Origin of the sequence: Natrinema pallidum DSM 3751 (assembly GCF_000337615.1) — an archaeon.
Lineage (GTDB): Archaea > Halobacteriota > Halobacteria > Halobacteriales > Natrialbaceae > Natrinema > Natrinema pallidum.
In genome coordinates this window covers 41,963-56,551 of record NZ_AOII01000046.1, presented here as the reverse complement: position 1 = coordinate 56,551, position 14,589 = coordinate 41,963, and the positions used below count along the sequence as shown (strand labels likewise).

General features: G+C 65.2%; 14 protein-coding genes. 5 read left to right on the top strand and 9 right to left on the bottom strand.

Going from position 1 to position 14,589, the window contains the following annotated elements:
- Positions 1-31: 31 nt before the first annotated feature.
- A complete protein-coding gene (locus C487_RS09060) occupies positions 32-844 on the bottom strand; it encodes an NAD(+)/NADH kinase (protein WP_006185441.1) in 813 nt (270 codons plus the stop codon).
- Positions 845-922: 78 nt separating this feature from the next.
- Positions 923-2,233 (bottom strand): M28 family peptidase, encoded by a 1,311-nt coding sequence (locus C487_RS09055; protein WP_006185440.1) that lies wholly within the window; start codon positions 2,231-2,233, stop codon positions 923-925.
- A 138-nt stretch (positions 2,234-2,371) separates the two neighbouring features.
- Between C487_RS09055 and C487_RS09050 the strand changes: the two genes are divergently transcribed.
- The 5 genes from C487_RS09050 (at position 2,372) to rpl12p (ending at position 5,362) form a co-directional block, all read left to right on the top strand.
- The gene (locus C487_RS09050) at positions 2,372-3,436 is read left to right on the top strand and encodes a polyprenyl synthetase family protein (RefSeq protein WP_006185439.1); all 1,065 of its coding nucleotides are present in this window, start codon (positions 2,372-2,374) and stop codon (positions 3,434-3,436) included.
- A gap of 236 nt (positions 3,437-3,672) precedes the next feature.
- Positions 3,673-3,912, top strand: a complete 240-nt coding sequence (locus C487_RS09045) for an HAD hydrolase-like protein (RefSeq protein WP_006185437.1) — start codon at positions 3,673-3,675, stop codon at positions 3,910-3,912.
- Positions 3,913-3,948: 36 nt separating this feature from the next.
- A complete protein-coding gene (locus C487_RS09040; RefSeq protein ID WP_006185436.1) occupies positions 3,949-4,347 on the top strand; it encodes a DUF7541 family protein in 399 nt (132 codons plus the stop codon).
- 61 nt (positions 4,348-4,408) lie between these two features.
- The gene (locus C487_RS09035) at positions 4,409-4,669 is read left to right on the top strand and encodes a DUF6684 family protein (RefSeq protein WP_049908046.1); all 261 of its coding nucleotides are present in this window, start codon (positions 4,409-4,411) and stop codon (positions 4,667-4,669) included.
- Between the two features lie 354 nt (positions 4,670-5,023).
- Positions 5,024-5,362 (top strand): 50S ribosomal protein P1, encoded by a 339-nt coding sequence (gene rpl12p / locus C487_RS09030; protein WP_006185433.1) that lies wholly within the window; start codon positions 5,024-5,026, stop codon positions 5,360-5,362.
- Positions 5,363-5,628: 266 nt separating this feature from the next.
- On the opposite strand, the gene C487_RS09025 is transcribed toward rpl12p, so the two are convergent.
- From C487_RS09025 to nuoL, 7 genes are all read right to left on the bottom strand, one after another.
- Entirely contained in the window at positions 5,629-6,369 is a 741-nt protein-coding gene (locus C487_RS09025) for an NAD(P)-binding oxidoreductase (protein ID WP_006185432.1), read from the bottom strand.
- A 101-nt stretch (positions 6,370-6,470) separates the two neighbouring features.
- Complete coding sequence (locus C487_RS09020) at positions 6,471-7,298, bottom strand: CBS domain-containing protein (protein ID WP_006185431.1); 828 nt, start codon at positions 7,296-7,298, stop codon at positions 6,471-6,473.
- A gap of 97 nt (positions 7,299-7,395) precedes the next feature.
- Entirely contained in the window at positions 7,396-7,779 is a 384-nt protein-coding gene (locus C487_RS09015) for a DUF4870 domain-containing protein (RefSeq protein WP_049908045.1), read from the bottom strand.
- A gap of 156 nt (positions 7,780-7,935) precedes the next feature.
- On the bottom strand, positions 7,936-9,435 hold the full coding sequence (locus C487_RS09010) for a DHH family phosphoesterase (protein WP_006185429.1): 1,500 nt from the start codon (positions 9,433-9,435) through the stop codon (positions 7,936-7,938).
- A gap of 46 nt (positions 9,436-9,481) precedes the next feature.
- On the bottom strand, positions 9,482-11,020 hold the full coding sequence (locus C487_RS09005) for an NADH-quinone oxidoreductase subunit N (RefSeq protein ID WP_006185428.1): 1,539 nt from the start codon (positions 11,018-11,020) through the stop codon (positions 9,482-9,484).
- Positions 11,020-12,543, bottom strand: a complete 1,524-nt coding sequence (locus C487_RS09000) for a complex I subunit 4 family protein (RefSeq protein ID WP_006185427.1) — start codon at positions 12,541-12,543, stop codon at positions 11,020-11,022. Before C487_RS09000 ends, C487_RS09005 begins: the two co-directional genes overlap by 1 nt.
- On the bottom strand, positions 12,540-14,588 hold the full coding sequence (nuoL, locus tag C487_RS08995; protein ID WP_049908044.1) for an NADH-quinone oxidoreductase subunit L: 2,049 nt from the start codon (positions 14,586-14,588) through the stop codon (positions 12,540-12,542). Before nuoL ends, C487_RS09000 begins: the two co-directional genes overlap by 4 nt.
- Between the last annotated feature and the right edge of the window lies 1 nt (position 14,589).

The window sequence follows — 14,589 nt, the reverse complement described above, 5'->3', positions numbered from 1 at the left end:
ATAGCGGGGTGAGCGAACCGGTATTTCGATCCTACGCGCTCTCGAGTCGGTCGTCCGGGATGGCCAGCATCGTGAGTGAGTCGGCGCGGGAGACGCTGACCTGCGAGCCGATGGTGACCGTCCCGACCGAGCGGCCGTCGACGACGAGGCTCGCGTCGCTCTCCTCGCGTTCGACCGCGAACGTCAGCGCAGCAGTTGGCAGGACCCACTGCCTGGTCTGGGTGACGAACGGGCCGATCGGGGCGACCGCGACGGCGTCGACGGCCGGCGAGAGCTGCGGGGCGTCGACCGCGCTCGCGTAGCCGTGGCTCCCCGCGGGCGTCGCCGCCACGACGCCGTCGGCACGAAAGGTCGCGACGTCCGACCCTCGATCCCGGAGGCTATACTCGGAGATTCGAGCGGGTTCGTCGGTGACGAGCGTCACGTCGAACAGGGCGCGCTCCCGGATCGCGGGCACGTCCCACTCGTCGCCGTCCGCTGACTCGAGGACGACCCCCAGAACGGGGCGTTTGCGGCGGACGGCACGCCCATCGAGGGCGGCCTCGATCGCGGCGGGAAGCCGCCGGCGGTCGACCGATTCGATCCCGGTAAGCGGGCCGACCGGGACCACGGGGGTGTCGACACCGGCGCGAGCGACGGCCGACAGCGTCGCCTCGCCGCCCGTCACCAGCACCGACGGCTCCGCCGCGAGCACGGTCTCGAGCGTGCCGCTCGTGATCGTCCCGTCGACGTCGGCCACCACCGACTCGAGGGCCGTGTCGATTTCGATAGCGTCGATCGCATCCGTCTCGGGATCGACGACGCCGACGACGGGGGAGTCGTCCCCGTCCCACGCGGCATTCATGGCCGTCAGTTCACACGGCCCGCTCAAAAGCGTACGGTTGTCGATCGCGTGCCGGCGGTCGATCGCCCCGACTGCGTCTCAGTCGTCGTACGGCCAGTCGCCGGTGATCCGCATGCTTTCGGCGAGGTCCTGTGACTCGAGATCGGCCGCGATCTCCTCGTGATCGCGGCGGGCGACCGTCACGTCCTCGCGAGCGAGTGTCATGACGTAGTCGGTCAGGAGGATCGCCTGTTCGCGCAGGGTCCGGGGCTCGAGCTTCTCGATGGTGTCGGCGAAGGTATGCCCCCACCCTCGCCCCGCGCCGTCCGACACCGACTTGACGTGACAGCCCGGGACGCCCCACTTGACGAACGACCAGTGATCGCTGTGGGGGCCGAGCTTGGGGACGATTCCGATCGGGTGATCGTACCGGTCCGCGACCTCGTTTGCGGCGTCGGCCAAGGCGTCGAACCCGTGGGTAACGATTGAGAGCGTCCGATCGCGGACGACCCCGTCGCTGTTGACGACCGCCTCGATCGCGTCGTGATCCGCCCGCTCGGCGTACCGCCTCGAGCCGAGGAGGCCGACCTCTTCCGCCCCGAAGCCGACGAACTCGACGCGAGTCTCGAGATCGTCCTCGCGGGCGGCGAGCGCGGTCGCGAGCTCGACGAGCATCGCGGTGCCGGCACCGTTGTCCATCGCCCCCTCCGCGATATCGTGGGCATCGACGTGGCTCGTCACGAGGACGCGCTCGTCGGTGTCGGGGCCGAGTTCAGCGTGGACGTTCTGGCTTTCCGCGGGCTGGATAGTGGCCTCGACGGAGACCGTGATCGACTCGCCGTCGAACCGACGGCCGAGCCGCGCGCCGACCTCGCTCGAGACGCCGACGGCCGGAATCGGACCGATCGGCTCGTCGTGCCAGCCGACGCTCCCGGTCGGCGGAAGACAGCCCTCGACGTGATTGCGGTAGACGAACCCCACCGCCCCCTGCTCGACCGCGTGATGGTACTTCTCTCGGCGATGGATGTATCGGTCGTAGTAGTCCGGAACGTCACTGCGAACCATGACGATCGCGTCCTCGACATCGGTCGCTTCGAAGTCGGCGGGGAGCCCGTAGCCGAGATCGATCAGCGGCGCAACGACGCGGTCGTCGGGACTGCGCGGCAGCGCGATGCAGTCCTGTGTCGTGTCGCCGGCCATAATCGCGCTGTCGTCCCGCGTCCAACCCTGTATCTCGAAGGAGTCGAGTCGGGCGTTTCGCGCGCCGGCATCGGCCAGCGCGTCCCGCGTCAGCTCCGCGGCCTCCCGTTCGCCCTCGCTGCCGGCCATCCGGTTGCCGATATCGACCAGTCCTTCGAGGTGATTCCAACCCGCATCGCTCCGAAAGACGGTTCCGATCCAGTCGGACATGAGTGGACCGTGGGCCGACGGGCTGGTAACTGTATCGCTCGCTCGGCTCGGCCCGCCGGACCCGATACGTTGGTTGGTACCACCCGTTGACACGACAAACTGCGAATCTTTTTTACCCCGCTCGCACTCGAATTCGATATGCGGGAGACGCTTGCCGACTGGCGGCCGGCCGTCGACGAGGCGATCGCCGACCTGGTCCCACGAGAGATCGACACCGACTACCTCGAGTCTTTCTTCGGGACGCCCACCTACGAGTACGATCCGACCGGTATCCAGCGTGCGTTAGCGACGCCGCTGTGGGATCTCCTCGACCGCGGCGGGAAACGGTGGCGCGCAGTGCTCTTTCTCGTCTTCGTCGAGGAATTCGGCGAGGACCCGGCGGAGTACTTGCCGTACGCCTGTATTCCGGAGATTCTGCACAATGGGACGATTATCGTCGACGACGTCGAAGACGGAGCGACGATCCGGCGCGGCGAGCCGGCACTCCACCGCGTCTACGGGCGCGATATTGCACTCAACGCCGGCAACGCGATGTACTTCTTACCTCTGAAGGTTCTCACACAGGACCCCGCCGGGCTTCCGGCCGACCGCCGACTGGCCGCCTACGAGATGCTGATGCACGAACTCAACCGCACGCACCTCGGGCAGGGGATGGACATCTGCTGGCACAACGAACGCGAGGTTCGAATCACCACCGACCAGTACCTCGAGATGTGTGCGTGTAAGACCGGCTGTCTCGGCCGGATCGTGGCCCGCCTCGCCGCGATCATCACCGACCAGCCACCCGAAGTCGAGCGGGCCGTCGCCGAGTACGCGGAACTGACCGCGGTCGCCTTCCAGATCGGCGACGACATCCTGGACATCGAGCACTCGCTCGGCCAGGCCGGTGAGTTCGGCAAGGAGTTCGGCAACGACATCCGCGAGGGCAAGACGACACTGATGGTCATCCACGCGATCCAGGAAAGCGAGCCCGAACGCGCCCGACGGCTACAGGAACTCCTCGAGGCCGAGGACAACACCGACGACGAAATTCTCGAGGCTCTCGAGATACTCGCAGCGGCCGGCAGTATCGAGTACGCTCGCGAGCAGGCCCTCGAGCTGGCGGCCCAGGCTCGCGGTGCGATCGACGGGCTGGACTTCGACGCCGAGACGACCCGGAAGTTGAACGAGTTCACGGAGTTCGTCATCGAACGCGACGAGTAGCGCGTCGCAGACATCAGATCGTTCGCGTGCTGGGCGTGTACAACGGGGTTTTCAACGAAAAAAGACGGACTATAGTCGCAACTGAAACGAGTTACATACTGATCGCCACACCGTCCTGCGATCAGGTGTGCATTGACGTTCAGTTGCTACTATCGAACACGCGATGAGTCGAATCGAGGCGGTCCTCTTCGATTTCGACGGAACCCGCCTTCGAGACGAGCGACGATCAGCCGACAGTGCGCGGTCGGAATCGTGACGAACGCGCGCTCGAGTCGCTCAATGCGAGCCCTGCGACGTCCGTTCACGTCGGCGATGCGCTCGAATCGGACATCAAGGGTGGGACGAACGCAGGAGTCCGCACTGTCTGGGTGTCCGATAATAGCGATGGCGACGAACCCGCCCCCAACCGATCGGATCGAGCCGCTCGGTGGCTCGAAATTCGGTTTCTCAAGAGTGTTCCGAGAACCGAACGGTAGGGCCAGATACTATCCCCTCGACGTGGAACGCCGAGTATGGTCGACCACTCGAGGGGGATCGACGGCGATCGGACCGACGCCGCGAGACCGTGGCCGCTTCTCGTGGCCGTCGGGCTCGCCGGCTCAGAAGTCGGCATCATCGTCGGCCTTGTCCCGATCGCCGTCGCCGGGCTCGTGGTGTTCGCCGCGAGCGTTGCCGGGCTTTTGGCGGAGGCCGACTACGTCGACCAGCCGCTACCGGTCGCCGCCTCGCTCGGCACGGTCTTCGTCCTCATCGGTGTCGTTCTGGCCGTTCACGGAACCGGCACACTCACGATCGGCCTCCTCGAACCGCTCTCTGGACTGACGAATCGCGGTACCGCGCTGGTCTTCGGCGGGCTCGTGACGATCGTCGGTGCTGGCCTGCTGCAGCGTCGACGAACCCCACAGCGATAACATCGAACGAGCAGCGAATGGGTTGGACGCCACCTCGAAACACCGCCACACTGTCACACGAATGAGCCGACGTGCCTTCGACGCCGAAATCACGCTCGACCTCGCAGTCAACCTGATCCCGTTCGCGATCATCGGCTTCTTCGTCGCCGTTTTTGCGGTCTTCAACCCGTGGGGGTTCGACCCGCTTCAGTCGACGATCCAATTTGCCATCCTGCTGGTGACGATGGGCGCGCTGGGGGTCGTGACCTGGTTTGCAGCCCGGGTGATCGAAACCGACGAACGGACGCGACACGAGACGTCCGAGACGGAAGTCGATCGGTAACTGCCAGCCGTCGGAATCAATTGAGTATGAGGACGAAGCCGGTCACCGACATCATGACAGCAATCCCGATCAACAGCAGCAAGCACAGCTCCTTTTCGGATAGTCGTCGGTGCAACACCAGCCCGTCGGACTCGGATTCATCGGTGCTCACGGGGATCACTGTCGGTGCTACACCGCAATCACGGAAGAACGTTTCCCGAGGTGTGACTCCCGTTCGTTCGGCGTTCGCCGCGTCCTTGTCGAACGGTCTCGTTCGGGTTCCGAAATACACGAACCCAGGCGAATAAGTCGTTCTCACTGACCAACGGTGTTTCTTTGTGCATTGATAGCGTACCAGTCGAACGGGTGGGATCGATGGAATACGTATACGCAGCCCTCATACTCCACGAAGCCGACAGCGAAATCTCCGAAGAGAACGTTCGCGACGTCTTGGAGGCTGCCACTGTCGAAATCGAGGAGTCCCGCGTACGAGCGCTCGTCGCCGCACTCGAGGATGTCGACATCGAGGACGCCATCGCAGACACCGCGTTCGGTGCGGGCGCGCCGGTGCCAGCGGACAGTGCTACGGGAGCACCGGCAGAAGGGGCGGAGGAATCGGCCGAAGAGGAAGCAGCGGACGCAGAACCCGAACCGGAGGAGGACGACGACGAGGACGAGACGACGGGCGAAGGCCTCGGCGAACTGTTCGGCTAACTCTGCCATCTTTTTCACGAGCGATTCGATTCTGAACGGCGTCACGCCGCTGTAACGGCACCCATACGAGAGCCGACGCACAGGAGCGCGTACGGACGACCGTGTTCGACGACGAGCGGGTATCGGACCGCGGGCGATGGCCGGTCTCGGGCTGATCGTCGCGACTACCGCCGTCGGGAACTACTCGGAGCGGCCCCATCCGTCCGAACCGCCCTCGAGCGGGTCACCGTCGCGAACCGAGCCTGCTGGTCGCCGGCGCGAAGTCGTCAGACCCGGCGGTGCTCGTGGCCGGTCGTGAGGCGGTCGTCGGCCCACTCGATATCGACGCGGTCGGCCGGCGCGTTCGACATGCCGTCGCGACTGACGATTTCGACGGTCCGGTTGCGTGCCTCCGGTGTGAACGGCGACGCGGCCATCACTCGCGCCACGTCGGCTCGCGGAATCGATCCGGAGAGGGACGCACCGCCCGTACCGACCACGACATCACCGCTCGGCGGCTCGGTCGTCAGTTTCCCGGGCCGGATGATCGTATATGCCAGTCCGGACCGGCGAAGCGCCGACTCCGCGTCGCGTTTGGCTCGTAACGAGCCACGAATCAGGAGTCGAGTCGGCAGCGGGAGCGCCCCCTTCGAGTTGCCGACGCCGATCGCACTCTCGAGGACGAAAAAGGACACGTCGGCCCCGATGGCGGCAGTGACGAGGTTGATGACCCCGGTTCGATCGACCAGTTTGCCGCCGATCACGTGGCGCGGTCCCGGCGGCGATCCGACCGCACAGTAGACGATATCACAGTCTTCGACTGCCTCGACGGCGTCCGCCGATTCGAAGAAATCCGCGACGACCACCTCGTCGGCACCGTGGCGCTCGAGCGTGTCGACGGTAGCGTACGAGCGCGTGGTCGCGCGAACGGAGAGATCGGTCGGTCGGAGGACGGAGAGCAACTCCTCGCCGGTCGCCCCGCTGGCACCGGCGACGAGGACGCGGTCGGGTGTCGGTGAGTCGGTCATCGAGCGAGCTACCGTACGGACACGGATAACGCTCACCAGCATTCGCGCGCGGCGACTGTCGGCCCGCCGTGACTGTGTGGCCGCGTCGGGCCGTCGAGCCCCTATTCGGCTTCGCCTTCGCGTCCGTCGTCGGATTGGAGCCGCTTGGTCGTCTGAACCAGCGGATGGCGTGCGTAGTCGACGACATCGATGTCGTCGATCCGCTCTAATCCCTCTTTATCGGCCGTCCGAGCCATCCCCAGTTCGATTTCGTGGTCGATAACGATAACGTAGGCATCCATCTCGTCGATCTCCAACCGGTCGGCCGCCAGCACGCGGTGGTGGCCGTCCGCCAGCAGGAGCGTGCCGCCGTTGTCGATAACCACCAGCGGCTCGGCTAGTCCCCGCTCGAGTTCGTAGCGCCGCCCCTCGAGTTCGTCGGCGTAGACCCGACCCTGCGTGGGCGTGAGTTCCGAGAGCGGGACGGTCCGGCGCTCCTCCGTCAGTTCGATCCCGTGGATCTGCTCGAGGGTTCGCATCAGCTTCCCGACCTTCTCTGGGGTCGCGCGTTCGATCTGGCTGCGGATGACGTCGGCGTTGGAGATGATTCCGACGAGGTTGCCCGCGTCGTCGACGACAGGGAGTTTCTGAATACCCGACCGAAGGATGACGCGTGCGGCGTCGTTTACCTTCATGTCGGGGTGAGCGACGAGCAGTTCCGTCGCCATGACTTTGAAAATCGGGTCGTCGTCCTCGGCGAGCAGCAAGTCGCGGGCGCTGATGAAGCCCTCCACGCGGCGTCGATCGCAGACGGGAAAACCGCTGTGTTGCTCGCTCTCGGCGATCCGCGTCGCGACCTGACCGACGGTCTCGTCGGGTGAGACCGTCGCCACGTCGCGTGTCATGTAGTCTTTGACCGTGGGCTTCGTCCGGTCCGACACGACCTCCATGGATGAGTCGAGGACCCCCGCGTGGAAAAGCGTGTCTTCCGGGCTGCCGGTCGTGACTCGCGCACCCGGAGTCGCGCTTCAGGCGGCAGGGGGTTTGTTAAACGAGTTCGGGGACGAGGGGATACTCCCACGAGTCTCCGTCGAGTGCTTTCCCCGTCGCCACGAAGCAGACGACGAGATTGGCGATACCGAGGAGCAGAAACCCGACCAATCCGAACAGTATCAAGAGTCGAGGAACGACCGACCCGGCCGTGCCGGCGGATGCGAGACCGACGCCGATGAATGCAACGACTGCGCTCCCGTTCCACGCGATGAAGAACGGAATATGCCAATTCAAAGCGTTTTTCGCGTTCCGTCTCTCGAAATCGGTACTCGAGACGAGATATGCCAGTCCCACCCCGAGAACTGAGAACAACAGACCAATACCGTGGACGCCCACACCTAGCCACGTTCTCCGCTCGGGATCGATCACTGTTGACATGGCTCTATTGACATGTTTTCGCTTCGGAACCGTAAGTCCACCGGCACCCCCAACGCATCGTAACGGTGCCCGAGCGAGCCCGGACCACCCGCTGCCGGCTCGGACGCTTCCACGTTCGTCGCGAGACACGCTGGCGATCGGCTCGTGACTATCGCGTCAGACCGACTCGCCGTCGTCCGGCTCGCCGCGCTGGGTGAACAGCCACTCGCTGGTCTGCGTGTAGGCTCCGACCGGAACCCCCGGTTGCGTTTCGATCGCCTCGAGGAATCGGTTCGTGATCACTTCCTCGACGACGCTGACGATCGACTCGATCTCCGCCTCGTCGTCGGCGCTGCCCAGAATGCCGACCTCGAGTTGTGCGCCGGCCATGTCGGCGTGGCCGCCGGCGCTGCCGATCCGGTCGAACGCGTCCCGAAGCGTCTCGCCCAAGTCGATGTCCGCCGCCCGCGACCGAGCCGACAGGAAGGCCATCTCGTCGGCGAAGCCGAAGACGAGCGTCGTGTCGACGCCGTCCATTGCGAGTAACTGATCGGCGGCCTGGGGCAACGCATCCCGGTCGCCGATCCGGCCGACGCTGGCGACGGCGACCGAATCGCGCTGAATTCGGTTCTTGATCGCTCGGGCGATCGTCTCGAGGGTCTCACCTTCCAGAGAGGGCTGTTCGATTCGACGCAGGAGCGACGTATCGACCCGGGGCCACAGCGCCGATGCGGCCCGGAAGTCGGCCGGGGACACCTCCCGAGTGAAGTCGTTCGTATCGACCCGAATCCCGTACAGCAGCGCCGTCGCCGTCGCGGCGTCGATCTCGAGATCGAACCGCTCGAGGTACTCGGTCAGGATGGTGCTGGTCGCGCCCGCACCCTGCCGGAGGTCGACGAACTCGCCGGGAACGGGGCCGCGAGGCGGGTGGTGATCGATGACGATGTCGACGTGGAGGTCCCCCGGAAGCTGGTCGTTGACCCCGGGCCGGGAGTGATCGACAAGCGCGAACGCCGAATACTCCGCGATCGAGTCGTCGGGAGCCATGTTTCGCAGGTTCAACTCGAGGAGGTTGACCATCGCCCGGTTCTCCTGATGGGAAATCTCGCCGAAGTAACAGGCGTCGGCGTCGACGCCGACCGACTCCGCGAGAGCGACGAGCGCGACGGCGCTCGCGAGCGCGTCCGGATCGGGGTTATCGTGGGCGATGACCGCCAGCCGGCCGTCGATGCTCGCGAGTTGCTCCCGGAGTTCGATGGCGGCTTCGGCCGACGGACTGGCCGTCCCGTCGAGGACTCGATCCGCGAGCGCGGCCGTCGGATCGACGACGCCGTCCGCCAGTTCGTCGAACCGATCGCGGTCCGCCGCCGTCGCGTTCCCGCCCAGATACGCCACGATCGACGCGTCGGGGAAGCGATCCCGCGCCCCCCGGAGTGCGGCCCGGTTGATGTCGGTGCGGTCGCTGCCGACGAAGATCACGTCCGGCGGTTCGATGTTCGCGATGGCGGCGGGATCGGCCGGATCGGCACTGCGAGCCGGCACGCTCTCGTCACGCAGCGTCTCGACGACGCTCTCGGTGGCAGTAATGACGAGCAGTCGGTCGCCGTCGCGCTCGGACAGTCGTTCGGTGACCTGTCGGCAGACGGTCCCGCAGCCGAGCACGAGCCGAAAAACCATGTATCGGCGCTTGCGACCGCGACGGGTAAAAGCTACCGGGTCGGCGTCAGGCGACGACCGCGGCGGCCGCCTCGAGCGCGGCGTCGGCGACCGGGCCGAACGCCGGCAGGAGGACGATGGTCATGACGGCCGCGGCGATGATCGCCGCGTAGAGGCCGGTTGGCTGGGCGAGGCGGTCGCGATCGAGAAGCGGTTCCTCGATCCAGAGTGCTTTGACCAGCCGCGAGTAGTAGTACAGCGAGAGCGCGCTGTTGATCACCAGTGCGGCCGCGAGGACGAGCAAGGCCGTGTTGTCCGCCGCCGCGTTGATGAGTTCGGTATAGAGGAGGTACTTGCTCCAGAAGCCGCTGAACGGCGGGACGCCCGCGAGGCTGAACATGAAGACCGCCATCGCGCCGCAGGCGAAGGGCGCTCGCTCGGCGAGGCCGTTGTAGTCCTCGAAGGTCCGCCCGACGCCCCAGTATTCGGCCAGTCCGACGAACAGGAACGCACCCGTGTTCATGAAGCCGTAGACCAGCAGGTGCATCATGGCCGCACCCATGACGAGGTCCCCGCCGTCGGCCGAGAGGGCCGCGAGCCCGATCAGCACGTAGCCGGCGTGGCCGATCGAGGAGTAGGCGAGCATCCGCTTGACGTTCTCCTGGGTCGCCGCCGCGAAGTTCCCGAGCGTCATCGTGACGATCGCGAGGATGGCAAACGCCAGCGTCCAGTCGATGCCGATGATGCCGGTCGTCGCCTCGAGCGGGAACGCGGTCGTGAACACGCGGAACGCGAGCACGAAGCCGGCGGCCTTCGAGGCCGAGGAGAGAAACGCCGAGATCGGTGCGGGCGCGCCCTCGTAGGCCTCGGGGGCCCAGAAGTGGAAGGGAACGCTCGCGGTCTTGAACGCGATCCCACCGATCAACATGAGGATGCCGAGTCCGAGGAGTCCCCCCATTTCGGCGACGGCTCCGTCGCCGCTCTCGAGAACCGCGGCGATACGCGTGAGTTGCAGCGAGCCGGTTGCACCGTAGACCAGCGAGACGCCGTAGACGAAGATCGCCGACGACAGCGCCCCGATCAGGAAGTACTTCAGCCCCGCTTCGACGCTGCCGCGGTTGTCCTTCAGGATCGCGACCAACGCGTACGACGGCAGGCTCGTCAGCTCGAGGGCGATGAAGATCGTCACGAGGCTGTTCGAGGCGGCCATCATCGACATCCCGGTCGCTGCGAGAACGACCAGCGAGTAATACTCGGCCTGGTAGGTGTGGTCCTGCAGGTAGTCGTAGCTCGCGACCGTGACGAGGGCCGTGACGACCGCGATGATGATCATGAAGTACAGCGCCAGTTGGTCGACGACGAACTGGCCGTCCATGATATCGATCACGCCGTAGTTCTCGATTCCCGTCGCGCCGACGCCGGCGACGGTGAACCAGACGGCGACGGCCAGCGACGACAGCGAGCCGGCGACGGCGGTACCGGACAACAGCGTACGGTTCGTCGAGTGGGGCTCGATGCTGTCTATCAGGAACAGGACGAGCGCCGTCCCCGCCAGGATCAGCGCCGGTGCGAGTGCCATCCAGTCGGGAAGTTCGAGAACCGCCATCAGAGACCACCTCCGATGATCGGTTCGATTGCGTCGGTTATCATGTCGAAGATCAGTGCGGGAGCCACACCGAGAAGGATGATGAGTCCCAGCAGGACGCCCATCGACGCGATGTCGTGGACGGGTGCGCGGCTCACTTCGTAGTCAGTTTCGAGTCGATACGGCCCGAACACCGTCCGCTGGAGCGCAAAGAGCAGGTAGCCCGCGACGATGACGATACCGAACATCGCCAGCGAGGTAAACAGCGGCGAGTAGTCGAGCAACTCGGAGCCGAAGGTCCCGAAGAAGATCGTGAACTCGCCGTAAAACCCACTCATCAGGGGCAGGCCCATGTAACCGAACGCGCCGGCGATGAGGATTCCGACCGCGATCGGCATCCGGTCTGCCATCCCCGACATATCGGTGACCATCCGCGTGTGCGTCGCGTTGTAGATGACGCCGACGGCCATGAACATCAGTCCCGAGATCAGGCCGTGAGAGACCATCTGGAAGGTCGCCCCGCCGACGCCGAACGTGGTGTACGCGACCAGCCCGAGGATGACGTAGCCCATCGACGAGACCGACGAGTAGGCGACGATCCGTTTGAGGTCGGTCTGGGCGAGCGCCAGCATCGCGCCGTAGATGACGCTGATGACGGCGATCGCGGCGATCGGAATCGCGTAGGCCTCGACCTGCTCGGGGAACATCGTGAAGTTGAACCGCAACAGGGCGTAGGTCCCCATCTTCAGCAGGACGCCCGCCAGCAGCACGGAGGCCGGCGTCGGCGCTTCCACGTGGGCGTCCGGCAGCCACGTATGGAAGGGGACGATCGGGACCTTCACCGCGAACCCGAGGAACATCCCGATGAAGACGACCGATGCCAGGGCGGGTCCACCGAGCCCGAAGAGCCCATCGAGCCCCCCGTTTCGCATCGCCGTCGCGATTTCGGGGAGGGCAAAGGACGTGACCGAATCCCCGAGCCCGAAGACGAGCGCGATGAACGACCCGAACATCACCAGCGACGCCACGTTCGTGTAGACGAAGAACTTGATCGCGGCGTACTTCCGGCGCGGACCGCCCCAGATCCCGATCAGCAGATACATCGGGATCAGGACCGCCTCCCAGAAGACGAACCAGAGGAAGAAATCGAGCGCCGAGAAGACGCCGATCAGGTTCGCCTCGATGAAGAGGATGAGTCCGTAGAACTGGGATTCCCGGTCGTCGATCGGGGTCCAAGAGCTGACGATCGCGAGCGTACAGAGGATCGTCGTCAGGACGACCAACGGTAGGCTGATCCCGTCGAGGCCGACGAACCACGAGATCGAGTGGTCACCGATCTCGAGCCATGCTGCCTGCGATTCGAACGCCAACTCACCGTCGAGTAACGCGTTTCCACTGCCGTCGAAGGCGGCGAACAGCCACAGGCTGAGCGCCGCCGGCACGAGGCTGATGACGAACGCGAGTTTGCCGGCGATGCGATTCGGCGCGACGAACGTCACCAACGCGCCGATCAGTGCGACAGCGATAAGCGCTTCTATCATCATGCGAACCACCCTCCAAGATAGCCGAGGACGAGCAGTAAGCCGATGAACCCGCCCACCAACAGCGCCGCGTAGTTAGTCACGATACCCGTCTGTATCCGCTTCAATCGATCGCTGCCGAACAAACTGATCGTCGAGGTTCCGTTGACGACCCCGTCGATGACCGTCTGGTCGAAGCGGTCGGCCGCTCGAGCCAGCGGCAGCGTCAGGCCCTCCGCGAGCCAGACCTGGTACTCGTCCTGGTAGTAGTTGCTCTTCAGGACGCGGTACGCACCGCCGAGTTTCGTCGTGTGACGGGACGGGTCGGGCACGTTGTACAGCGTATGGGCCGTGAACGCGCCGGCCAGTGCGAGCCCGAGCGAGAGTCCCGCGCTCAGCAGCATCGTCGTCGTCTCGGACCCGATGACACCCTCCTCGAAGGCGACCGTTTCGTGGTACGCGTGGTAGGTCAGCCCTTCAACGGCACCGTACTCGCCGTCCAGCCAGAACTCGAGGAAGGTGATGTCGGCGTGGAGCAGTTCGGCGACGGGCGCGAGGTTCACGAAGCCGGCGACGGCCGCGAGCGTCCCGAGCGCGAGCAACGGGACCTTGACGGCCCAGCCGACCGAGTGTGGGTCCTCGGCCGCCTCCGACCGGGGTTCGCCGTGGAAGGTCAGGAAGACCATCCGGAACGTGTAGAACCCGGTGAAGAACACGGCGAGCAGCCCCATCGCGTAGGCCGCGAGGATGACCGGCTGCTCCAGCCCGACTGCGAGGGCGTCGAACAGCACCTCGTCTTTCGACCAGAAGCCCGAGAAGGGGACGATTCCCGCGAGCGCGAGCGCGCCGGCGAGGAAGGTGTAGTAGGTGACGGGCGCTTTGTCCTTGAGGCCGCCCATCTCCCACATGTCCTGTTCGTGGTGCATCAGAATGATGACGGCACCGGCACCGAGGAACAGGAGCGCCTTGAAGAAGGCGTGGTTCATCAGGTGGAAGACCCCGGCGACGTAGCCGCCGACGCCGAGCCCGAGCATCATGTACCCGTACTGGCTGATCGTCGAGTACGCCAGCACCTGTTTGATGTCGTCTTTGACGACGGCCATCGTCGCGGCGAACAGGGCGGTGAAGCCGCCGACGAAGGCGATGATCGCCAGCGCGGTCGGCGAAAGCGCGTAGTAACCGAACATCCGGGCGACCAGATAGACCCCGGCCGCGACCATCGTCGCCGCGTGAATGAGCGCGGAGACGGTGGTCGGGCCCTCCATGGCGTCGGGCAGCCAGGTGTGGAAGGGGAACTGTGCGGACTTGCCGAGGACGCCGCCCAGCACGAGCAGTCCGGTAATCGTCACCCAGGTCTCGGCGTCGAAGCCGAACAGGGTCGTCCCGTCCTCGATCGCCGTCTCGGCGGCGGTGATGAACGATTCCTCGCCGGCGAAGCCGACCGTCCCGAACGTCGCCGCGATCGCGACGACGCCGATCAGGAAGAAGTAGTCACCGAAGCGGGTGACCAGGAACGCCTTCTTCGCGGCCGAAGGGGCCGATTCCGTGCGGAACCAGAACCCGATCAGCAGGTATGAACAGAGGCCGACGAGCTCGAAGAACATGAACGCCATCAGCAGGTTGTCCGCGAAGACGAACGCGAGCATGCTGAAGGTAAAGAGGCCGAGTTCGGCGTAGTATCGTCGAAGCCCGGTCTCCCCTTCGGCGTTCATGTATCCGAGACTGAAGACGTGAACGAGCAGGGCGACCAGCGAAACGATGACGAGCATGAGCGCCGAGAGCGGATCGATCAGGATGCCGAACGTGAATTCGATCCCCTCGACCATGGTTTCGCTGGTGGCAGCGCCGGACGTCCACTCGTACAGCGTCGTGTGATGCTCGTCGCCGCCCGCGACCGCCGCGAACATCACTAACGAGACCACGAGCGAACCTGCCGTGGCGAGGATGCCCGGGAGCGCTCCCTTCTTCGGCAGATGCCTCCCGAAGACGAGCGTGATCACGAACGCCACGAGCGGGAACACTGCGATCGCCGGTGCGAATCCGAACGGTCCTGTTGCTGTTGCTGCCATC